The following is a 22,635-nucleotide window of genomic DNA, read 5'->3' as shown; positions in this document are numbered from 1 at the left end:
TTTTGAAATTAACAGCAACACCTATGCAAAAAAGGATTGATACACTCGACATAATACGTGGTTTTAGTTTGCTAGGTATTTTTTTAGTAAATATGTTTGCATTTAGTACTCCTTTACCACATATTGATTTAAAAACTTGGTTTGAAACACCAATAGATAAAGAATATCATCAGTGGCTAGATATTTTTGTGCAAAGTAGCTTTTATCCGCTATTTTCAATGTTATTTGGATATGGTCTAGCGATGCAATTTACGAAAGCAACAAATATAGGAGACAACTTCTATAAAATTGGTTCGAAGCGTTTAGCGGTGTTATTTGGCATTGGATTGTTACATGCCTTCCTTATTTGGTGGGGCGACATTTTAATGACTTATGCATTTTGTGGTTTCTTCTTATTAATCTTGTTACGCTTGAAACCAGTGTGGTTAATAACAATTGGTGTAGCGCTATATGGAATAGTACAGGGCTTCTTAGTAATGTTAATGGGATTAGCATCATTTGTGGAAGATTCTACTGATCTATCAGAGTTTGTTGATATAGCTGCTATTGAAAGTGCAATTGCAGCATACGGTTCTGGTTCATGGACAGAGGCGTTCATGCAGCGAGTAGCAGATATACAAGTACAGGCTTCTCCAGGTATGTGGATAGCAGCGTTGTTTACAATTTTACCTTATATGCTATTAGGAGCTGCTGCATCCAAATGGCAACTTGTTGAACGTGCAAAGGAAAAACGAGTATTTTGGATTGTTTTAACTGCTATTACCATACCGGTTGGGGTTGCGCTTAAAATGTTGCCATATAACTTAGAGCGTAATCTTTTCCTTGACTATGTCCAAGTTTCATTCGGTGGACCGATACTTGCGATAGGTTATGCGGGTCTAATCGTCTTAATATGCCAAATTCCGGGATTCATAAAAATCTTGTTCCCTGTAGCAAAGGCAGGCCGCATGTCGATGACAATATATTTAATGCAATCTATTATCGGAACATTCATTTTCTATCACTATGGATTAGGATTATATGGTAAAATCGGTGTCGATACCGTTACTTGGTTAGCTGTAGGGATTTTTGTTCTGCAATTAGTATTTGCTGAGCTTTGGTTCCTTAAATTTAAGCAAGGGCCGGTTGAAGCAGTATGGAAACGATTAACTTACGGAAAAATGTTAGAGAAAAAAGAGGAAATTGGTCGATAATTAATGTATCATTGAAAAAAAAGAAGGAGTGCCAATGTTATGAAAATTTTATCATTTCGTTATAACGATGTAGTAAGTTTTGGTCCGAAAGTAAAAAAAGAAGAAGCTGTATGGGATGTTTTAGCGATTCAACAAGTTCTTCAAGTACTACCTTCTTTCGCTACAACAATTGTAGAGGGAATGACAGCTGGTTTCGAGTTTGTAGAACAATCTCGTAAACTTGTAGAAGCTGCACAGAAGTCAGAAAACCCAGAGCAATTTAAATATGCATTTACTGAAATTGAGTGGTTAGCACCAATTCCACGTACAACGAAAAATATTATTTGTGTTGGTAAAAACTATCAAGATCACGCCAAAGAAATGGGCGCTGAATCTGCTCCAGAAAATTTAATGATCTTCACTAAAGCGCCAACTTCAATTGCTGCAGATGAACAAACGATTTCTGCACATGCAGACGTCACTTCATCACTTGACTATGAAGGCGAACTAGCAGTTGTTATTGGTAAAAAGGGTAAGAACATCCCTACTAAACTAGCATATGATTATGTATTTGGTTACACAATTGCTAATGACATTACTGCACGTGATTTACAAGCAAAACATAAGCAATTTTTCTTAGGGAAAAGCTTAGATGGTGCTTGTCCAATGGGTCCATATTTAGTAACAAAAGATGAGATTCCAAATCCGGATTCTTTATCAATCGTTACAAAAGTGAATGATGAAATTCGTCAAAATGGTTCAACAAAAGACATGATCTTCACAATTGAAGAAATCATTTCTGAGATTTCTAGATTAGTAACTTTAGAACCTGGTGACGTAATCTTAACGGGTACTCCAGCAGGTGTTGGTAAAGGTATGAATCCGCCAACATTTTTAGCATCTGGTGACGTAGTAAAAGTGTCAATCGAAGGTATTGGAACTCTAGTAAATCGCTTCGAATAATAAACTTAATAGAATTTTATAGATATTATGACAGACCGGTGGGTAATTTTCCATCGGTCTGTTATATTTGTATAGTTTACCACCTCATGATAGGATATAAATGATTATTAATACTATTTAAGGTGGGGTAATAATGGATTTTTTTGCAAATACTAATCTACACATTGCAACTTGGGTAATCGCGATTATCTTGTTCCTAGTTTCTGCTGCTATGCAAAGTGGTACTAAAGGACAAAAAGTAACACATATGATTTTACGCGTATTCTATATTTTAATCATCCTTACTGGAGGCGCATTATTTGCTAAAGGCATGGGTTTTGATATGGGTATGCTTTATGGCTTCAAATTTATTGGTGGTATTTTAGTGATCGGTATGATGGAAATGGTATTAGTGAGAAAAGCAAAAGGCAAACCAACAACTATGTTCTGGATCCTATTTGCAGTATTCTTATTAATCACTATGTTCCTAGGATTTAAACTACCTATGGGTCAGCATTTCTTAGCTTAATAACTTGCAAGAAAAACAGCCACATGACGATTCCGTTGTGTGGCTGTTTTTTGTTTGAAAAGATGTTTTATTAATAGAAAAACTCTCGTTTTTAGGACGTGAATATTCTGCTAAATAACAATCAGTATAGTTAGTGCAACAATCAATGAAGATAATGCAACAATCATCGGCTTTATCGCAACAATCAAGGCGCTTAGTGCAACAATCAATGAAGTTAGCGCAACAATCAATTTTTTGAGGAATATTCAAGCCTTCCAGTGCTTGTCGCAGCTAAACAAGCGCCTTCAGCATTAAATCCAGATGTCCAGCTTCAGGCGCTAGCTGCTCGGGTCACTTCGTTCTCTCTGACAAAAGCTGAAATGACGCTTTTGTTTCGAGCCCTCCAGTGCCTGTCGCAGCTAAACAAGCGCCTTCAGCATTAAAGTAAATTCACATTTTTGTCGAATTTGTTCGGCTTTCGTTTGTTTTTGGTGTTAAAGCGTAGCGGGGAGGGTGGGGGTTTGGTAAAATTACGTTGGACAGTTCTGCAGAGGAGGACTATAAGTGAACGTTGCAAAGTGGATTAGTACAGTAGTTGCGTCAGCTCTTTTGGCTACGACAATGGGGGTTGCACCTATTGCGAAGGCAGAGACTGAAGTGACGCATAATATTAAAGACGAAAGTATCTATGATCTCTTAGTGGATCGTTATTTTAATTCATCGGTCGAAAATGACTATAATGTAGATGCTCGAGATCAAAATGAATTTGCTGGTGGTGACCTTTCAGGGATTGCTACTAAGTTGAAGCATATTCAAGATATGGGTTTCACTGTTCTATCGATTGGGTCGATTTTTTCGACTGAATCTTATGATGGAAGTTCAGTTGTAGATTACAAAAATATTGATCGTCATTTTGGTACAGCAAAAGAATTTAATTCTTTACTGGCTGATGTTCATAAAGGCAAGATGAAGCTAATGGTTGATTTTCCGCTAAGTAATGTTAGTGAAAATCACGTTTGGGCTACAGATAAAGCCAATTCAGATTGGTACGATACCGCTGATAACGGCCGTATTAATTGGAAAACAGATAATCCTCAGGTACAAGAGGAATTAATCAATGCAGCAACTGATTTTGCGGAGAAGTACGATATCGATGGTATTCGCTTAACTAATTTAGGCAATAGTAATACATCATTTTTAAATGAAATGATTCAGTCGTTAAAAAATACTAATAAAGATATCTATGTTTTATCTTCAGAAGACAGCGATGCAAATTTTGATATGTCTATAAATAAAGAGACTATTGATATTTATCAATCTATTTTCAAAAATGTCGATTTGGATTCATCAAAAGTTGAACAGCCACTAGGCACAATGAAAAAAGGTGATGAAGAAAAACCTTCAGCTATTATGTTAGATAGTTTAAATAGCTCTCGTTTCACATTTGCTTCTGCAAATGAAAATATGTATCCACCTACACGTATTAAAGTAGCGATGGCGGCAATGTTTACTTTACCTGGTGTACCAGTAATGACATATGGTACAGAAATTGCACAAAATGGTAAGCAAGCTCCTGAATCACATGCAGTATTTGATTTTAAAACGAAGGATGATATCGTTTCGTATATTGGTGACGTTCAATCTGTTCGTAATAAATCAGAGACACTTCGTACTGGTGACTTTAAACTATTAGAGAATAAAGATGGCTTTATTGTATTCGAACGTTCTTCTGATGAAGAGCAGTGGATTGTCGTTGTGAATAACACAAAGAGTACTCAACATATCGATTTAGGTAAAGATATCATTGGAGAAAACAAAGAGCTACGTGGTTTATTTGAAAATGATATTGTACGTCCGAATGATGATGGTAAGTATCGGTTAGTGGTTGATCGTGAAATTGTCGAACTCTATCAAGTAAAAGACCATAAAGGCTTTAATGTCTCATATATGATTTCATTAGGTTTTGTCTATGCACTATTCATAACATTTATCGTATTAGTTTTACGTAGAAGTAAAAAAAATCGAAAAGCAAAAAATAACTAAAATAAAATCCCTTAGAGAGTGTAAGTAATCTCTAAGGGATTTTGTATTTTAAGCTGTGGGTTGTTGATTTAAGAAGAAAATAGCTAATGTACCAGGACCTGCATGTGATGCAACAGAAGAACCGATTAAATGGATTTCGACGGCTTTAGGCTGGAATTTGTCCATAATCATGGCTTTCATCTCTTCAGCAGCAGCTAAATCATCACCGTGACTAATAGCAATTACTTGATCACTTAAATGGTCACCTGTTTCTTCCATCTTGTCTAGTATACGTTTCATTACTTTCTTACGTCCACGATGTTTTTCAATCGGTATGAGTTTACCATCTTCAACATGAAGTAATGGTTTTATACTTAGTAAGCCACCGATAAATGCGCTTGCTTTTGAAACGCGTCCACCGCGTGCTAAATAATCTAAGTCTTCTACTGTAAAGAAGTGTTCCATATGTTGTGCGTTGAAACGAACTTTCTCTGTTATTTCATCTATGCTTAAACCTGCTTCACGAAGGCGAACAGCTTCCTTTACAACTAGACCGTATCCTAATGAGGCGCATTTAGAATCTACAATCGTTAATTTTAAATCAGGGTATTGTTCTTTTACCTGTTGGTAGATCATTACAGCAGTGCTGTATGTACCAGATAATTCAGATGAGAAGGCTATATAAAGTCCTTCTTCACCTGATTTTGCTAGCTCTTCGAATAGTTCTAAAAACAATTCAGGAGATGCTTGAGAAGTCTTTGGCTGACCGCCTTGACGGATAAATTCATATACTTTTAAGACCTCAACTCCCGTGACATCTGCATATTCTTGGTTGTTCATATGAACTCTTAATGGGATTAGTGTGACGTTATTTTCTTCATAAAAAGATTTAGGTAAATCAGAAGCGCTATCTGCATAGATTCTCATTTATATACCTCCTAGTGTAGTTTATTTTAAGTTTAGTCGGTCGATTAGGAGGTTAGCTATACCATCCTCATTGTTGGTTTGTGTTATTTCATTTGCAATGTTTTTGAGCTGGCCAATACCATTACCCATTGCAACGCCAATACCTGCATATTCTATCATTTCTAAGTCGTTGTCTTCGTCGCCAAATGCAATTATTCGATCACGAGGTATTTGTAGGTCTTTGGCAACATGGGATAGTCCGACAGCTTTATTCATGCCACGACGAACGATTTCAATGACTTCCCAAGGGTCACCCCAGCGACGGTGATCGATTAGCTCGGCTTTTGTATCAGCTAAATGTTGACGAATTAAGGGTACATTAGAAGAGCTAGCCTGAATTAAAAGGCTTGTAGGATTATCTTTTAAATAATCACGTAAAATACCTGTCGTTACTTTTGGTTCGCCCATAGTTAAAATATCTAAGATTTTTTGATCATGGTATTGAACATACACATCATCCATAACCTCGGCGATTAAATTTTCAATTTCATAATGGTTGATGGATTCCACTACATCTTTTACAACTGATAACTCTATTGGGCTATGAAGTGTTTGCCAAGAGGTGTTGGTTGGATGATGTACGAAGGCTCCATTAAAGTTGACGATTGGTGTATGTAAACCTAATTCTTGATAGTATATTTTACTCGCACGATAGGGTCTTCCAGTAGCAATCATAACTTGATGACCTTCTTCTTTTGCCTGTAGCAAAGTGCGTTTTGTTTTCTCAGAAATAACTTTCTTGTCGGTTAAAAGTGTACCGTCTAAATCTAAAACAATCAAATGAGGTTGTACCATATGAAAAAACTCCTTTCCTACTATAATAGAGTGTATCGTTAATCTTACTTGTTCGTCAAAACTTTGTCATCGTGAAAAATTTTTGTTACGATATTAGGATAAACTATCAAGGAGTGAATTCAGTGAAGGTTCAACAAGAACAGTGGGGTAAAATTCCGTTACTTCACATTTATGATGAAAAGACCGTAACATCAGCATCACCGGTTGTCATTTTTCTCCATGGCTTTATGAGTGCGAGTGAACATAACTTGCACTATGCGTATAAACTAGTTGAAAAAGGCGTTCGAGTACTATTGCCAGATGCATATTTGCATGGTGAGCGAGATGAAGGACTCGATGAAATTCAACTTAGTTTACGTTTTTGGGAAGTGGTCTTAACTTCAATTGAAGAAGTTGATTTTTTACATAAGCAGTTAATAGAAAAAGGTTTGCTGCCAGCAGGTAAGATTGGTTTAGCAGGAACTTCTATGGGTGGGATTGTTACATTAGGTTGCTTACGTGTATACCCATGGATTCAAACAGCATCAGTTATGATGGGTGCACCTGGTTATGTGGAGCTTTCGAAAGCTCAGATGGCTCAGTTTGAAGAACGAGGTTTCAAAATTCCAATATCAGATGAAGAGCTTCAAAAAATGGAGCAAACACTTAGCTACTTTGATATGTCAAAGCATCCTGAATCGATGGCAAACCGCCCAGTGTTATTCTGGCACGGTAAGAAAGACCATATGGTTCCATTTACACCTGCATATCAATTTTATGAAAGTATACAGGCAGATTATGCAGACCACCCTGAAGATCTTGTTTTCATTGTTGATAAACAAGCAGGGCATAAAGTATCACGTCCAGGGATGCTTGCTGCTACGAAATGGCTTGCAGACCATTTGGCATAAGTCGTTTCATTTGTTATGATATATTAAACACTATGCAGAAAGGGGAAACACTATGGATGCAGAAATGAAAGAAGTAATATATGGTGCTTTAGAAAATGTAATCGATCCTGAGTTAGGTATTGATATCGTGAACTTAGGTTTAGTATATGAAGTGGATTTATCTGAAGAAGGATTATGTGTAGTAACCATGACATTAACATCAATGGGTTGCCCACTTGGTCCAGTTATTGTTGACCAAATCCGTACAGCATTATTTGAATTGCCTGAAATTAAAGAAGTCACTGTTGATATTGTATGGAATCCACCATGGAATAAAGACAATATGTCACGTTATGCAAAAATTGCTCTAGGCATTCGCTAATTTTATAAAGAAAAAACCCGTTCAGACTGGAAAAGTCGAGCGGGTTTTTTTGATGACATAAATGGGTATAATACCTGAGGTTAGTCAATTCTACAAATTTGAAGAGGACAGTTTTCACATTCACATTCATCTTTTAGGAATTGTAAATTGAGAATTGTGATTGTGCTCTTATCAAATGTAATAATGTTATTTTTCTTGAGGTCATTTAACATACGGTTAATGACTTCACGGCTAGTAGCACAGAGATTTGCTAGCTCATTATTGGTCAATTTATAGTTAATATGGGTTGAACCATCATCCAACTTTTCACCATAAGTGTTTGCTAAACGTATCAGTGTAGAAAATAACGCACCCTTTTTTCCGTGTAACAATAAATCGCGAAGTCTAGATTGACTTTTCATATTTTGTAACTGTATCCAACGCAAACATGCAATCATCAACGAAGGTTCTTGACTAAGGTAAAGTTCAAGCATGTTGTTATCGATCGTTAAAATAGTAGTCGGCTCCATAGCTGTAGCCGTCGTTGAATTATAGTCTAAGGAACTAAAAATAGTACTTTCCCCAATTAAATTATTGCTACTACATATACGAATCGTCAATTCTTTTCCACTTGCAGTTTCTTTTGAAATTCTCACCTTACCAGACACAACGAAAAAAACATCTTGGGTACGATCGCCTTCTAAGAATATAGGGGTGTCTTTGGCGAATTTGAGAACTGTACCATGTTCTTCGAAAAGTGAATGGAGCTTAGGTGGGATAGTTTCAATTTCCTCCAAAAAAATTCACAACCTCTTCTGTTTTCCCTAATTATAACATACAGCTTTCCTGTAATTGGGCATATTTGAATATATCAAATATTTCCAATATTGAGGTGATGAAATTCAGGTGTATAGAGTTTCGAAATGGAAAAATATAATAGTCAAAAAAGGTCAAACTAATCGCTTTACTTTCAAAGGAGAACGATAATATAATGAAGTTAATCAAAAGGTCAAATAAGGTCAAATAAGGAGTGAACTATAATGCAAATGAATATGAATAATGCAGAGCAAAAAAGTCCACTTGAACAATTTGGACGTAATTTAGTAGAAGAAGTGAAAAATGGCAAAATGGATCCTGTTATTGGTCGTGACCAAGAAATCCGTAATGTCATCCGAATATTATCTCGTAAGACAAAAAATAACCCTGTATTAATCGGAGAACCAGGTGTTGGTAAAACAGCAATCGTTGAAGGATTAGCACAAAGAATCGTAAAAAAAGACGTACCAGAAGGTTTAAAAGACCGTGAAATTTATGAGTTGGATATGAGTGCATTAATCGCTGGTGCCAAATATCGTGGGGAATTTGAAGAGCGCTTAAAAGGCGTATTGAAAGAAGTGAAAGAAAGTGAAGGACAAATCATCCTTTTCATCGATGAAATTCATACAATCGTGGGAGCAGGTAAAACGGATGGTGCAATGGATGCTGGGAATATGCTTAAACCGATGTTAGCAAGAGGTGAGTTACATTGTATCGGTGCAACTACATTAGATGAATATCGAATGTATATCGAAAAGGACCCAGCACTTGAACGTCGTTTCCAACAAGTATTAGTTCGTGAACCATCTGTAGAGGATACGATTTCTATATTACGTGGTTTAAAAGAACGTTTCGAACTGCATCACGCCGTGAAAATACATGACCGAGCAATCGTTGCTGCTGCAGAATTATCAAATCGCTATTTAACTGAGCGTTTTATGCCAGATAAAGCAATTGATTTAATCGATGAAGCTTGTGCCATGATTCGAACAGAAATAGATTCCATGCCACAAGAATTAGATGAGGTAACACGTCGTACTATGCAGCTTGAAATTGAAGAACAAGCATTGATGAAAGAAAAGGATGAAGCTAGTAAAAAACGTCTTGTAGCACTTCGTGAGGAATTATCGGAGCTAAAAGACTCTTCTTCTAATATGCGTGAGCAATGGGAAGCCGAAAAATCTTCACTTCATGTTATCCAAGAAAAACGTGAAACACTTGATCGTTATCGTAGGGATTTAGAAGAAGCTGAAAATAATTATGATTTAAATATAGCAGCAGTGCTCCGTCACGGCAAAATTCCTGAATTAGAAAAAGAATTAGTAGAACTTGAGCAAACTTTGCAACAAGGAAATGATCGTCTGCTCCGTGAAGATGTGACGGCTGAAGAAATTGCTTCAATTGTTTCAAGATGGACAGGTATTCCAGTAACAAAATTAGTTGAAGGTGAACGTGAAAAACTACTCAACTTAAAAGCTACTTTACAAGAGCGAGTAGTTGGGCAGGACGAAGCAGTTCAGCTAGTGACAGAAGCTGTTTGGAGAGCGCGTGCAGGCATTCAGGATCCACAAAAACCAATCGGATCTTTCTTGTTCTTAGGACCAACAGGTGTAGGGAAAACAGAATTAGCAAAAGCATTAGCCGCTCAATTATTTGACTCAGAGGATCATTTTATTCGAATTGATATGTCTGAGTACATGGAAAAACATAGCGTATCTCGCTTAGTAGGAGCACCTCCTGGCTATATAGGTTATGAGGAAGGCGGTCAATTGACAGAAGCTGTCCGTAGAAATCCATATGCAGTAGTGCTTTTAGATGAAATTGAAAAGGCGCATCCAGATGTTGCGAATATTTTATTGCAAATTTTAGATGATGGTCGTATTACGGATAGCCAAGGTCGTATGGTTAATTTCACAAATACCGTAATCATATTGACTTCTAATATAGGCTCAAGTTACTTACTAGATATGCCTAATACTAGTGAACATGCTGTTGAAGACCTAGTTATGGCGTCTTTAAAAGAGCATTTCAAACCAGAGCTATTAAATAGATTAGATGATATTATTATGTTCCATTCATTAACAAACGAACATTTTTATCAAATCACTTGGAAGTATATTCAGTTATTAAAAAAACGAGTGGCTGAACAAGAAATTGAACTACAAGTAGATGAAAATGTCATTGAGTGGGTAGTAGCAGAAGGAACAGACCCAACCTTTGGTGCAAGACCTTTAAGAAGATTTGTACAGCGATATATTGAAACACTCGTTGCAAAAGAATTGCTAAAAGGGGATACAGTACCAGGGGATCGATTAGTCATTTCAATGAAAGATGATAAAGTAATAATCCATAAAGAATCAGCGCACACATAAAAAGAGTCTGAGCAACCTTTATATAAAGGTGCTCAGACTTTTTTTAAAGAAAAAACCCCGTCCAATCTATGGACAGGATTTTCATTATTGTTGGTGGCCTACTTGTTTAGGTGATTCGTTTGGAATAATATTGCCAATAATAATTAAGAATACTGAGAAAACTACTGAAAGCCCTAATCCAAGATTTAAGTTAAATCCAACATTCTGAATTGAACTTACTACGTAGTTCAGTACAGAAACTAATAATGCTGACCATAAAAATAGCATAATATATCTCATTAATTTCACCTCTAACTAACTTTTTTACCTGTTCTATCATATCATATTGCCACATTTAAATAAAAGAATCTTTTCAGTATTATGCCCCGTTATTTGGACAAAAATTGACGAAGTGTTGAAAAAATATAAATCTTTCGTTATAATTATTACCAGGTACTAATAATTGATAACAAAAGAAAAGAGGCGCTACTTCATGAACGCTGGAATAATAGGCTTAGGAAGATGTATCCCTAATCGTGTAGTCACAAATGCTGACTTAGAAAAAATGATGGATACATCGGATGAATGGATTCGCACTAGAACAGGAATCGAAGAACGAAGAATCGCATCAGATGAACATAACTCTTCTCATTTAGCTTTTGAAGCTGCGAAAAACGCAATAGCTAATGCTGGTATTTCGGCTGATCAAATCGGGCTTATTTTAGTTGCAACCGTAACACCTGACCGACCATTTCCGAGTGTAGCGTGTATGATACAAGACCAACTTGGTGCACACAATGCGGCTGCAATGGACTTGTCCGCTGCATGCGCAGGATTTATGTACGGCTTGGTAACGGCTAAGCAATTCATTGAATCTAAAACATATGATTATGTTTTAATAGTAGGTGTTGAGAAGCTTTCAAAAATTACAAACTGGGAAGATCGAAATACTGCTGTCCTATTTGGTGATGGTGCATGTGCAGCTGTGATGGGTAAAGTATCTGATAATAGAGGGATTTTATCATTTGAGCTTGGTTCAGACGGCTCAGGCGGAAAGCATTTATTCCAAAATGATGCAGGTCACATTGAGATGAATGGCCGTGAAGTATTCAAATTTGCGGTACGTCAAATGGGTGAATCAGCTTTAAATGTCATAGAGAAAGCGGGATATACTAAGGAAGATGTTGATTTCCTAATTCCGCATCAAGCAAATATTCGAATTATGGAATCTGCAAGACAAAGACTAGATTTGCCAGAGGAGAAAATGTCTACGGCTATTAAAAAATATGGCAATACATCGTCTGCTTCAATCGGCAATGCATTAATAGAAGAACTAGAAGCCGGCAAAATTCAAGATGGCGATTTACTTGTGCTCGTTGGATTTGGTGGCGGCCTTACATGGGGCGCCGTTGCAATGCGCTGGGGAAAATAACAATATTAGAAAAGAGGGAGTTAAAAGAACATGACAAAACGTCGAGTAGTTGTTACAGGTATGGGTGCTGTGACACCTTTAGGAAATGATGTAGAAACAACATGGAAAGCGATTAAAGAAGGAAAAATTGGTGTTGGCCCGTTAACACGTATAGATGCTGAACAATTTCCTGCAAAAGTTGCTGCAGAAGTAAAAGATTTTGATATTGAAGCATATATTCCTCGAAAAGAAGCACGTAAGATGGATCGTTTTACACATTACGCATTAGCGGCGTCTATTATGGCTGTAAAAGATGCAGAGTTAGAAATAACTCCTGAAGTTGGTCTGCGTACAGGTGTTTGGATAGGCTCTGGAATTGGTGGAATGGAGACGTATGAGCAACAATTCCGCAATTTCCTTGAAAAAGGACAACGTCGTGTTAGTCCGTTTTTCGTACCAATGATGATTCCTGATATGGCTGCAGGTCAAGTATCTATCCACTTTGGTGCAAAAGCAATTAACTCATGTTCAGTAACAGCTTGTGCATCAGGTACAAACTCAATTGGTGATGCGTTTAAAGTTATTGAGCGTGGCGATGCAGATGTCATGATTACTGGAGGAGCAGAGGCGCCGATTACGAATATGGCGGTTGCAGGATTTTCCTCAAACACAGCACTTACGTTAAACCAAGATCCACAAACAGCATCTCGTCCATTCGATGCAAATCGCGATGGTTTTGTTATCGGAGAAGGATCGGGTATCGTTATTTTAGAAGAATACGAACATGCAGTAAAACGTGGTGCAAAAATTTATGGTGAAGTTGTAGGATACGGTTCAACTGGAGATGCGCATCATATTACAGCACCTGCTCCTGAAGGGGAGGGTGCAGCTCGCTCTATGAAGCAAGCGATAGATGATGCTGGTATTGATGCAACAGAAATTGGTTATATCAATGCGCATGGTACGAGCACACCTTATAATGATTTGTTCGAAACAAAAGCTGTAAAGACTGTTTTCGGAGAACATGCTTATAATTTAGCAATGAGTTCAACGAAATCGATGACAGGTCATTTACTTGGAGCAGCTGGTGGGATTGAAGCAATCTTCTCAGTACTTGCATTAAAAGAAGGTATTTTACCGCCAACGATGAATCTAGAAACAACAGATCCTGAGTGCGATTTAGACTATGTTGCTAACGAAGCAAGAGAAAAAGAAATTACTTATGCGTTAAGTAATTCATTAGGTTTTGGTGGGCATAATGCTTCACTATTATTTAAAAAGTATTAATAAGTAACGAATGACCACAGGGTGAATTTCCTGTGGTTTTTTTATCTTTAGAACTTTATTGTAATATTTTTAAATCAAATGAATACGGCAAGCGAATTATAGTAAGTGAAAGACTATTAAGGGTTTTGAATATCATATTTTCGCATAAAAATGACCTCGTTAGTTATAACGAAGTCATTTTTTCATATAGTATTAAAAACTAGAAAAGGAAATATGCAAATGCGCTTACTATTTTTCTTAACTTTTTATGGTCTTATTGTACTGAGTTCAACACATATGATTCTATATTTGAACTACCGAGCACTAGGTTATACATGGACAGCCGTTTTTATGTTTATTTTGCAAACAGTTGATTTCAAAATTTTCATCGGCTCAAGTATTGGACTAGTTATCGTCTATTTCTCCCAAGGCCCATCACGTCTTCCATTTTCTTAATTGTTGCACTTGCAATAGCGTTCGCTTTTTCAGCACCAGCGTCTAAAATATCATCTAATTGTGGTGAATCGATTAATTCGTTAAAACGTTCTTGGATAGGTGCTAGATGATTAATAACACTTTCAGCAACTCCTGCTTTGAAAGCGCCATAACCAAGACCAGCGTATTTTGCTACAAGGTTATCAATGGATTCATTTGTTAATGATGCTTCAATTGTTAGTAAATTAGAGACACCAGGTTTAGATTCAATATTGAAAGCAACAACGCCTTCAGAATCTGTCACGGCAGATTTAATTTTCTTCTCGATCTCTTTTGGAGTATCTAGAAGGCGGATTGTTGCTTTTTTATTTTCATCCGATTTGCTCATTTTTTTCGTTGGTTCTTGAAGCGACTTAATGCGAGCTCCGTTTTTTGGTAATTGAATAGTAGGAATCGTGAATACTTTACCGTAACGTTTATTGAAACGTTCAGCTAAGTCACGTGTAAGTTCTAAATGTTGTTTTTGGTCGTCACCAACTGGCACGATATCTGTGTTGTACAGAAGAATATCTCCAGCCATAAGTGGCGGGTAAGTAAGTAAGCCTGCAGAAACTGCCTCTTTACCAGTAGATTTATCTTTGAATTGTGTCATACGCTCAAGTTCACCAGTGTAAGAAATACATTGTAACATCCATCCAGCTTGTGCGTGTGCAGGTACTTCTGATTGAATAAATAGTGTTGACTTTTCTGGGTCGATACCTGTTGCTAAATATGTTGCAGCAAGTGTGCGAATACTGTTACGAAGTTCTTTACTGTCTTGTGGCATTGTAATTGCGTGTTGATCTACAATACAAAAAATACAATCGTACTCATCTTGCAAAGTTGTAAACTGTCTAAATGCACCAATGTAGTTACCTAATGTAATGACACCTGTTGGTTGTACGCCTGAAAAAATACGTTTCATAATTGAGTTCCTCCTTAGATATAAAAAAACATCATGCGTCTCCTAATATAGGGACGAATGATGTTGAATCCGCGGTACCACCCAAGCTTGTCGATAAATCGACCACTCATCCTCATAACGTGAGGTTAACGAACTGAGCTACTACTAACAAGGTTCACAAAGTTAACTCGGAAGTCCATTCCATTTAGCATATCATCTGTTTGCACCAACCACAGACTCTCTTTACATACGACATAAATGTACTACTCTTCGTCTTCGTTTTTTATAATGCTTTTTGTGATTATAATATAGCCGAAAGCTAAAAATCAAGTATTGGTTACAGTTTACAAATAATAAAACATAAGGGCAATGAACATCATCATAATGGTAGCTCCACCAATTTGTAAAATACCCTTAAAGGGCATTGAAACAATTTGAGAAGGGGCTCTCATGTTTTTAACATCCTCTAGTCTAGATGATCTAACAAAAACCTTACGCGTACTAACTGTGAAAATGTCAAAAAAGCCCGATGACAGTATATATGCTGTGAGTCCAACAAAAAGCACAATACCCCCTGCTACAAATGAGACATTAATGTAATCGATTAATTTCAAATCTTTATATCGAAAAAGCATTATGAGTACGATTAAAAATTGTAATGCTAAAAAGACAATTCCTTTCTTTTTCAAATGAAAAACCCCCGATTCTTTATTCATTTTAGTTGAATAATAATGAAAAATCAAAAATATCAAACATTATTTTAAATTCAGAATATTATATTTTTGTAGGTATAAACGCTGGTATCGCTAGATTCATATATCAAATATATATTAAAAAAAGACTTATATATCAAAAGGTTACTTTACAACGTTTTTTGTTTATGTATAATTAGCAATGTAATGATTTTTCAGAATATTCAAGGGGGTTAGTTATACATGAAAAAAAGCAAACTATTATGGCTATCAAGTCTAGTACTTGTACTTAGTGTTTTCTTAGCTGCTTGCGGTGGAGGAAAAGACAAAGATAATAGCAAAGATTCTGATAGCAAAAAAGATTCAGGTAGCCTGGATGCAACTCAAGAGCTAAATATCATTGAAAGTGCTGAAATTCCAACAATGGACTCAGTACTAGTAACAGATGTAGTAGGATCTACAGTATTAAACAACGTTAATGAAGGTTTATACCGCTATAACGAGGAAAATATAGCAGTTCCAGCAATAGCAACTGGAGAACCAGAAGTAAACAAAGTTGGTACAGTTTATACTTTCAAACTTCGTGATGCCAAATGGTCTGATGGATCTACAGTAACTGCCAATGATTTTGAATACGCATGGAAACGTGCGATTGATCCTAAAACTGGTTCTGAATACGGTCCATATATGATGGCTGGCATTATTAAAAACGCTACAGAAATTGGTAAAGGGAAAGCAAAAGCTGCTGACCTTGGTGTTAAAGCATTAGATGACAAGACGTTAGAAGTAACGCTTGAAAAACCAACACCTTATTTCTTATCTTTAATGGCATTTAGCACATTCTTACCGCAAAAAGAAGAATTCGTTAAAGAGCAAGGTAAAAAATACGCTTCAAACTCAGAAACAACTTTATATAATGGTCCATTCGTTCTTAAAGGGTGGGATGGTACAGGCCTAAAATGGCAATATGTTAAAAACGACAACTATTGGGACAAAGACAATGTGAAGTTAGATAAAATCAATGTTGACGTAGTAAAAGAAGATCAAACTGCAATTAATCTTTATACTTCAGGTAAAAAAGATCGTGCAGGTTTATCAGGTGAATTCGCAATGCAATATGCAAATGATCCAGAAGTATTAAAAGATGTAGAATCTTCACCTTTCTATTTAAAATTCAATCAAAAACGTGAAGGTAAAGAAGAAACTGTTCTTGCCAATGCGAATATCCGTAAAGCAATTTCTATGGCTTTTAACAAAGAAGACTTATCAAAAGCAGTATTAGCGAACGGTTCATTTGAAGCTAACTACTTAGTGCCAGCTGAATTTGCTTATGATGAAGATGGTAAAGACTTCCGAGAAGTAAATGGAAATATGAATAAATTCAATGCTGAAGAAGCAAAAACTTATTGGGAAAAAGGTTTAAAAGAACTTGGTACTGATAAAGTTGCATTAGAGTTCTTAGGCGGCGATAGCGATTTATCTAAAAAAATGGACGAGTATTTGAAAAATCAATTAGAAAAAAATCTTCCTGGTTTATCAATTAAATTAAAAGAAGTACCTTTCCTTGTCCGTGTGGATCTGGATTCTAAACAAGATTATGATATCCAATTTGCAGGCTGGTCTCCTGATTTCCAAGATCCATACACTTTCTTAAATTTATGGTTAACAGATGGTCAACAAAACAAAATGAGTTACTCATCTGCTAAATACGATAAGTTTATGAAAGATGCAGAAACAACTTTTGCAAATGATCCGGCAAAACGCTGGCAAGCACTTGCAGATGCAGAAAAAGTCTTAATTGAAGAAGATGCTGCAATTGCACCTGTATATCAACGTGGAACGATGGCACTTCAAAAAACTTATGTAAAAGATTTAGTTAAACATAGCTTTGGTGCTCAATATAGTTACAAATGGGCATATATCTCAGGAAAAGAGTAATAGCTAATTTTATAGACTATCAGTAAAACCCTGAATGGGGAGAGTATGTGATTGATATAAATCCACATACTCTCTTTTTACATCAAAATTAAATGTATAGAAAATTCGAACAATTAATATGTTTGTATATTGTTTTAATAGGTTTCATGTATACGAACACTATTTTAGGAGGTGCAAGGATGGCTAAATACGTTTTTAAACGAGTTATTTATATGATATTAACACTATTCTTGATCGCATCATTTACATTCTCCTTGATGAAAATGTTGCCAGGGTCCCCTATTTCTACCTCATCTAAACTAACCCCAAACCAGTTAGCTGCGGTGGAAGCAAAGTATGGATTAGATAAGCCACTGCCAGTTCAATATGGGATTTATATGAAGAATATGGTGAAACTTGATTTCGGTACATCTTTCCAATTCAAAGAAGCTAGCGTTACTGAGCTAATTATTAACAGAGCAGGTCCATCGTTTATTTTAGGTATTCAAGCGCTAATACTTGGAACTATTGGCGGTATTATTTTAGGTATGATTGCAGCTTTAAGACAAAATACAGCATGGGATTACGGAAGTACCTTAATCGCAATTTTCGGCATTTCGATTCCATCATTCGTATTTGCTTCTTTATTACAATATTGGATTGGTGTTAAAGGTGGTTTTCTTCCTGTTGGGCTATGGGAGAATGGCTGGAAATCGAGCATTTTGCCGACAATTGCTTTAGCAATGGGTCCTCTAGCGACATCAGCTCGTTTCATTCGAACAGAAATGATAGAAGTATTAGGAACTGACTATATTACTCTAGCAAAAGCTAAAGGAGCTAGCGGCATTGAAATTGCATTTAAGCATGCATTTCGTAATGCTCTGATTCCATTAATAACAGTAATGGGACCATTAGCAGCAGGGTTAGTAACAGGTTCCCTCGTGGTTGAACAAATTTTCGCTATTCCTGGTATTGGAGAACAATTCGTTAAAGCGATTAACGTTAGTGATTATTCAGTAATTATGGGAACGACAATGTTCTTTTCAGTATTATTAATTTTAGTTATTTTCATCGTTGATATTTTATACGGTATTGTAGATCCGCGTATTCGTTTAGCAGGAGGTAATAAAAAATGACAAAAGAATATCCTAAATTACCACCTGAAGCTTTTAAACATGTGCACATGGATGGCAGCCAAACTGAGAAAATTTCAAAACCGTCCTTGAACTTCTGGCAGGATGCTTGGTTACGTATAAGAAAAAATAAAGCAGCAGTTGTAAGTATATTTGTGCTTACCTTCATCGTCTTAATGTCCTTTATCGGACCGATGATTAGCCCACATGACTTTGAAACACAAGAAATTACCCATGCAAATTTACCTCCGAAAGTACCTGGGCTTGAAAAGATAGGTATCTTTGATGGGACAGGTAAAATGGGGGGGGAAGAGATCAATTTGTATGAAATGAAAAACGTGGATACTTACTACTGGTTTGGGACCGATGGTCTTGGCCGTGATATGTTCTCACGTGTCTGGAAAGGTACTCAAATTTCATTATTCATCGCTCTTATTGCCGCTATAATTGATATGGTCATTGGGGTGGCTTACGGTGGTATTTCGGCATACTATGGCGGCCGTGTTGACGATACGATGCAGCGTGTTGTAGAAATTTTGTATGGTATACCAACACTTGTTATTGTTATATTAATGATTCTCGTAATGGATCCGGGCATAATAGCCATTATTATCGCCATTTCAATTACCGGTTGGATTGGGATGTCTCGTATCGTTCGTGGACAAGTATTGAAATATAAAAACCAAGAATTTGTACTTGCTGCTAGAACATTAGGAGCAAGTAATGGACGTATTATAAAAAAACATTTATTGCCAAATGTAATGGCGATTATCATAATAAATACAATGTTTACGATTCCAAGTGCGATATTCTTTGAAGCATTTTTAAGTTTCATCGGTTTAGGTTTACAATCACCAAATGCATCACTTGGTACCTTAATTAATGATGGTTACAGGTTAATACAATTCCAACCACATATTTTGGCTATTCCAGCAGCAATTTTAAGTCTTTTAATGATTGCCTTTAACTTAATTGGTGATGGCCTACGTGATGCACTTGATCCGAAAATGAAAGATTAATAGGAGGAAAGTAGTTATGGAGAAAATACTTGAAGTAGAAAACCTTGAGCTTTCCTTCCACACATTTGCTGGCGAAGTGAAAGCGATTCGGGGTGTAAACTTCGATTTGAAAAAGGGAGAAACGCTGGCAATTGTTGGTGAATCAGGTTCAGGTAAATCTGTTACAACAAAAGCTATTATGCGTCTTCTACCTGAATCTAGCTCGGAATTTAAAAACGGTCAAATTCTATTTGACGGAAAAGATTTGACGAAATTAACTGATAAAGAAATGCAGAAAATTCGTGGCAAAGATATCTCAATGATTTTCCAAGATCCGATGACATCATTAAACCCAACGATGACAATAGGTAAACAAATAATGGAACCAATATTAAAGCACCAAAATGTTCCGAAGTCAGAAGCTGAAAAAATGGCCATTGATCTATTGCGATTAGTAGGTATGCCGCAACCAGAACAGCGTATTAAACAATATCCACATCAATTTTCAGGTGGTCAACGTCAACGAATCGTTATTGCGATTGCATTAGCATGTAATCCTAAAATATTGATTGCCGATGAGCCGACAACTGCACTAGATGTTACAATTCAAGCGCAAATCCTTGAACTGATGAAAGACCTGCAAAAGAAAATCGATACATCTATTATTTTCATTACACATGACCTTGGTGTTGTAGCGAATGTGGCGGACCGTGTAGCTGTAATGTATAGCGGTAAGATTGTAGAAATCGGTACAATAGATGAAATATTCTACAATCCACAACATCCTTATACGTGGGGGCTTCTAAGTTCTATGCCTTCACTGGATGTTCAAGAATCGAAATTATATGCAATTCCTGGTACACCACCTGATTTATTGAATCCACCAAAAGGAGATTCATTTGCACTTCGTAGTAAATACGCTATGCAAATTGATATGGAAGAAACTCCACCGTTCTTTAAAGTAAGTGATACTCATTATGCTGCAACTTGGTTATTACACCCAGATGCCCCAGAAGTGACTCCACCTGCTGCTATTATTGAAAGAATGAAACGATTCCCTAGCAGCCGATATTACGAAGGCGCTAATGGAGGTGTATTAAAATGAAGATACAAAAGAAACTATTAGAAATTAAAAATGTAAAGCAATACTTCAATCATGGAAAACCAAATGAAGTAAAAGCAATCGATGATATTACATTTGATATTTATAAAGGAGAAACTTTAGGTTTAGTAGGGGAATCAGGGTGTGGAAAATCTACGACAGGTCGTACGATTATTCGCTTATATGATGCTACTGATGGTGAAGTTCTTTACGATGGTGTAAACGTCCATGGTCGCAAATCAAAAACAGAACTAAAAGCGTTTAATCGTAAAATGCAAATGATCTTCCAAGATCCTTATGCATCATTAAATCCACGTATGAAAGTAATGGATATTATTGCAGAAGGTTTAGATATTCATGGTCTCGTGAAGAACGCAAAAGAACGTCAGGAACGAGTCTATCAATTATTAGAAACAGTAGGCTTAAATAAAGAACATGCTAACCGTTATCCACATGAATTCTCGGGAGGTCAACGCCAGCGCTTAGGAATTGCTCGTGCACTTGCAGTAGAGCCAGAATTCATCATTGCTGATGAACCAATCTCTGCACTAGATGTATCAATTCAAGCGCAAGTTGTTAACCTATTAAAAGAGTTACAAGAAGAAAAAGGCTTAACCTACTTATTTATTGCTCATGATCTCTCTATGGTTAAATATATTTCGGATAGAATAGGGGTAATGTATTTTGGTAAACTAGTAGAGATTGCACCTGCGGAAGATCTTTACAAGTATCCTATGCACCCATATACACAATCACTACTATCGGCAATTCCACTGCCAGACCCTGACTATGAACGCAATCGAGTACGTAAAACATACGATCCAAAATCGCATAATTATAAAGACGGAGAAAACGTGAAAATGCGTGAAGTACGTCCTGGGCATTTCGTCTATTGTTCTGATACGGAATTTGCCGCGTTACAAAAAAAGCATGAAAGTAACTAATCATTATTATTAACTAAATGTTGCCCCTTTAGTCAATGGAATTAGTGGACTATAGGGGCAGTTTTGTATTTTGTCAAATTTGATTTGTGAAATCTAACTATAATTGAAACTTTTTTTGCAGTTCCAACGTATAATTAGTGTAAATATAATATTCATTTTTTCAATATAGAGATTCTAAATGAGAATATTTATTTGGAATAAAAGGTTTACCATAATGTGTTTTGGGGGATACTACATATATACGAGTAGTGAAGTTGTCCAACCTTTACGGAAAAACTAAAAATGATAGAAAAAACGGTCATAACTTACAATGGAAATTTTTCTTAATAGCATATATTCAAATTGGACAAAATGTTGTATAATATGCTTACAGTTCTTTTTTTAAAGTCATTCTAATTTAGGAATGTTATTATATTCGCTACACATTTTGAAAGGATGTGTTTTATATGATGGTGACATTATTTACTTCACCCAGTTGTACATCTTGTAGAAAAGCAAAAGCATGGTTAGAAGAACATGATATTCCATATACAGAACGAAATATTTTCGCTGAGCCTTTAAGCATAAGTGAAATAAAAGAAATTTTACGCATGACTGAGGATGGTACAGATGAAATCATCTCAACTCGCTCTAAAATTTTCCAAAAACTAAAAGTAGATGTAGAAACTTTACCGTTACAACGTCTTTATGAGTTAATTCAAGAACATCCAGGACTTTTACGTCGTCCGATTATTTTAGATGAAAAACGTTTACAAGTTGGGTATAACGAAGATGAAATTCGTCGTTTCTTACCACGTAAAGTTCGTGCTTACCAATTACAAGAAGCACAGAAGATGGTTAACTAATTTTAAATACCTTTTTAATGTGACTTATCTCGCTTAGAATATACAGCAGTATGCATATATATAATAAGTATATTGATTAGTTTGGATTCATACGTAACCATATCTTCAATATGTCTTCAGGGCCAGTTGTTGTTAAGTATCACACAA

At 36.2% G+C, this 22,635-nt stretch carries 22 protein-coding genes and 1 other annotated feature; of the genes, 16 read left to right on the top strand and 6 right to left on the bottom strand.

Annotation, left to right across the window (positions count from 1 at the left end; genetic code table 11):
* Positions 1 to 2 precede the first annotated feature (2 nt).
* The 4 genes from ACZLO7_RS19025 (at position 3) to ACZLO7_RS19010 (ending at position 4,665) form a co-directional block, all read left to right on the top strand.
* Positions 3 to 1,193, top strand: coding sequence for a DUF418 domain-containing protein (locus ACZLO7_RS19025; protein WP_464938274.1), 1,191 nt, complete (start codon positions 3 to 5; stop codon positions 1,191 to 1,193).
* A gap of 39 nt (positions 1,194 to 1,232) precedes the next feature.
* Positions 1,233 to 2,135: a fumarylacetoacetate hydrolase family protein gene (locus ACZLO7_RS19020; protein ID WP_464938275.1), complete on the top strand. Its 903-nt coding sequence runs from the start codon at positions 1,233 to 1,235 to the stop codon at positions 2,133 to 2,135.
* Positions 2,136 to 2,268: 133 nt separating this feature from the next.
* On the top strand, positions 2,269 to 2,643 hold the full coding sequence (locus ACZLO7_RS19015; RefSeq protein ID WP_464938276.1) for a YisL family protein: 375 nt from the start codon (positions 2,269 to 2,271) through the stop codon (positions 2,641 to 2,643).
* Positions 2,644 to 3,186: 543 nt separating this feature from the next.
* Complete coding sequence (locus tag ACZLO7_RS19010) at positions 3,187 to 4,665, top strand: alpha-amylase family glycosyl hydrolase (protein ID WP_464938277.1); 1,479 nt, start codon at positions 3,187 to 3,189, stop codon at positions 4,663 to 4,665.
* A gap of 48 nt (positions 4,666 to 4,713) precedes the next feature.
* On the opposite strand, the gene ACZLO7_RS19005 is transcribed toward ACZLO7_RS19010, so the two are convergent.
* Together ACZLO7_RS19005 and ACZLO7_RS19000 are read right to left on the bottom strand one after the other, a co-directional pair.
* Positions 4,714 to 5,571, bottom strand: a complete 858-nt coding sequence (locus ACZLO7_RS19005; RefSeq protein ID WP_464938278.1) for a DegV family protein — start codon at positions 5,569 to 5,571, stop codon at positions 4,714 to 4,716.
* A 21-nt stretch (positions 5,572 to 5,592) separates the two neighbouring features.
* On the bottom strand, positions 5,593 to 6,405 hold the full coding sequence (locus ACZLO7_RS19000; RefSeq protein ID WP_464938279.1) for a Cof-type HAD-IIB family hydrolase: 813 nt from the start codon (positions 6,403 to 6,405) through the stop codon (positions 5,593 to 5,595).
* A gap of 122 nt (positions 6,406 to 6,527) precedes the next feature.
* Here ACZLO7_RS19000 and ACZLO7_RS18995 point away from each other — a divergent pair, with 122 nt between their 5' ends.
* Together ACZLO7_RS18995 and ACZLO7_RS18990 are read left to right on the top strand one after the other, a co-directional pair.
* Positions 6,528 to 7,295: an alpha/beta fold hydrolase gene (locus ACZLO7_RS18995; protein WP_464938280.1), complete on the top strand. Its 768-nt coding sequence runs from the start codon at positions 6,528 to 6,530 to the stop codon at positions 7,293 to 7,295.
* A 52-nt stretch (positions 7,296 to 7,347) separates the two neighbouring features.
* A complete protein-coding gene (locus ACZLO7_RS18990) occupies positions 7,348 to 7,656 on the top strand; it encodes a metal-sulfur cluster assembly factor (protein ID WP_464938281.1) in 309 nt (102 codons plus the stop codon).
* Between the two features lie 80 nt (positions 7,657 to 7,736).
* Here the strand turns inward: ACZLO7_RS18990 and ACZLO7_RS18985 are convergent, their stop codons facing one another.
* Complete coding sequence (locus ACZLO7_RS18985; protein ID WP_464938282.1) at positions 7,737 to 8,432, bottom strand: Crp/Fnr family transcriptional regulator; 696 nt, start codon at positions 8,430 to 8,432, stop codon at positions 7,737 to 7,739.
* Positions 8,433 to 8,675: 243 nt separating this feature from the next.
* On the opposite strand from ACZLO7_RS18985, the gene ACZLO7_RS18980 reads away from it, so the two are divergent.
* Positions 8,676 to 10,823: an ATP-dependent Clp protease ATP-binding subunit gene (locus tag ACZLO7_RS18980; RefSeq protein WP_464938283.1), complete on the top strand. Its 2,148-nt coding sequence runs from the start codon at positions 8,676 to 8,678 to the stop codon at positions 10,821 to 10,823.
* A gap of 84 nt (positions 10,824 to 10,907) precedes the next feature.
* Here the strand turns inward: ACZLO7_RS18980 and ACZLO7_RS18975 are convergent, their stop codons facing one another.
* Complete coding sequence (locus ACZLO7_RS18975; RefSeq protein ID WP_464938284.1) at positions 10,908 to 11,102, bottom strand: YjzD family protein; 195 nt, start codon at positions 11,100 to 11,102, stop codon at positions 10,908 to 10,910.
* A gap of 193 nt (positions 11,103 to 11,295) precedes the next feature.
* Between ACZLO7_RS18975 and ACZLO7_RS18970 the strand changes: the two genes are divergently transcribed.
* The 3 genes from ACZLO7_RS18970 to ACZLO7_RS18960 all read left to right on the top strand — a co-directional run bounded on the left by ACZLO7_RS18970 (position 11,296) and on the right by ACZLO7_RS18960 (position 13,935).
* Positions 11,296 to 12,234, top strand: a complete 939-nt coding sequence (locus ACZLO7_RS18970) for a beta-ketoacyl-ACP synthase III (RefSeq protein WP_464938285.1) — start codon at positions 11,296 to 11,298, stop codon at positions 12,232 to 12,234.
* Between the two features lie 30 nt (positions 12,235 to 12,264).
* Positions 12,265 to 13,500: a beta-ketoacyl-ACP synthase II gene (gene fabF / locus ACZLO7_RS18965; RefSeq protein ID WP_464938286.1), complete on the top strand. Its 1,236-nt coding sequence runs from the start codon at positions 12,265 to 12,267 to the stop codon at positions 13,498 to 13,500.
* Positions 13,501 to 13,650: 150 nt separating this feature from the next.
* Entirely contained in the window at positions 13,651 to 13,935 is a 285-nt protein-coding gene (locus ACZLO7_RS18960) for a YuzI family membrane protein (RefSeq protein ID WP_511261362.1), read from the top strand.
* On the opposite strand, the gene trpS is transcribed toward ACZLO7_RS18960, so the two are convergent.
* Together trpS and ACZLO7_RS18950 are read right to left on the bottom strand one after the other, a co-directional pair.
* Complete coding sequence (trpS, locus tag ACZLO7_RS18955) at positions 13,889 to 14,878, bottom strand: tryptophan--tRNA ligase (protein ID WP_464938288.1); 990 nt, start codon at positions 14,876 to 14,878, stop codon at positions 13,889 to 13,891. The two genes, ACZLO7_RS18960 and trpS, sit on opposite strands and share 47 nt — an antisense overlap.
* Before the next feature lie 46 nt (positions 14,879 to 14,924).
* Positions 14,925 to 15,143: a binding site (T-box leader), on the bottom strand.
* Between the two features lie 58 nt (positions 15,144 to 15,201).
* The gene (locus ACZLO7_RS18950; protein WP_464938289.1) at positions 15,202 to 15,546 is read right to left on the bottom strand and encodes a DUF3899 domain-containing protein; all 345 of its coding nucleotides are present in this window, start codon (positions 15,544 to 15,546) and stop codon (positions 15,202 to 15,204) included.
* Positions 15,547 to 15,792: 246 nt separating this feature from the next.
* Between ACZLO7_RS18950 and ACZLO7_RS18945 the strand changes: the two genes are divergently transcribed.
* From ACZLO7_RS18945 to spxA, 6 genes are all read left to right on the top strand, one after another.
* Positions 15,793 to 17,487 carry a peptide ABC transporter substrate-binding protein gene (locus ACZLO7_RS18945; protein ID WP_464938290.1) on the top strand — a complete coding sequence of 565 codons (1,695 nt, stop codon included), beginning with the start codon at positions 15,793 to 15,795 and terminating at the stop codon, positions 17,485 to 17,487.
* Positions 17,488 to 17,666: 179 nt separating this feature from the next.
* Complete coding sequence (gene opp3b / locus ACZLO7_RS18940) at positions 17,667 to 18,602, top strand: oligopeptide ABC transporter permease (RefSeq protein WP_464938291.1); 936 nt, start codon at positions 17,667 to 17,669, stop codon at positions 18,600 to 18,602.
* Positions 18,599 to 19,618 (top strand): oligopeptide ABC transporter permease, encoded by a 1,020-nt coding sequence (gene opp3C, locus ACZLO7_RS18935; protein ID WP_464938292.1) that lies wholly within the window; start codon positions 18,599 to 18,601, stop codon positions 19,616 to 19,618. The genes opp3b and opp3C overlap by 4 nt, the downstream gene beginning before the upstream one ends.
* Before the next feature lie 16 nt (positions 19,619 to 19,634).
* Positions 19,635 to 20,702: an ABC transporter ATP-binding protein gene (locus tag ACZLO7_RS18930; RefSeq protein WP_464938293.1), complete on the top strand. Its 1,068-nt coding sequence runs from the start codon at positions 19,635 to 19,637 to the stop codon at positions 20,700 to 20,702.
* Positions 20,703 to 20,704: 2 nt separating this feature from the next.
* Positions 20,705 to 21,643 (top strand): oligopeptide ABC transporter ATP-binding protein OppF, encoded by a 939-nt coding sequence (gene oppF, locus ACZLO7_RS18925; RefSeq protein WP_464938343.1) that lies wholly within the window; start codon positions 20,705 to 20,707, stop codon positions 21,641 to 21,643.
* A gap of 449 nt (positions 21,644 to 22,092) precedes the next feature.
* The gene (gene spxA, locus ACZLO7_RS18920) at positions 22,093 to 22,488 is read left to right on the top strand and encodes a transcriptional regulator SpxA (RefSeq protein ID WP_179078282.1); all 396 of its coding nucleotides are present in this window, start codon (positions 22,093 to 22,095) and stop codon (positions 22,486 to 22,488) included.
* The last annotated feature ends 147 nt before the right edge of the window (positions 22,489 to 22,635 follow it).

It is taken from the genome of Viridibacillus sp. d25.2, assembly GCF_055456015.2.
Note: the sequence above shows the minus strand (reverse complement) of the source record. Positions and strands in the feature narration are given on the sequence as shown.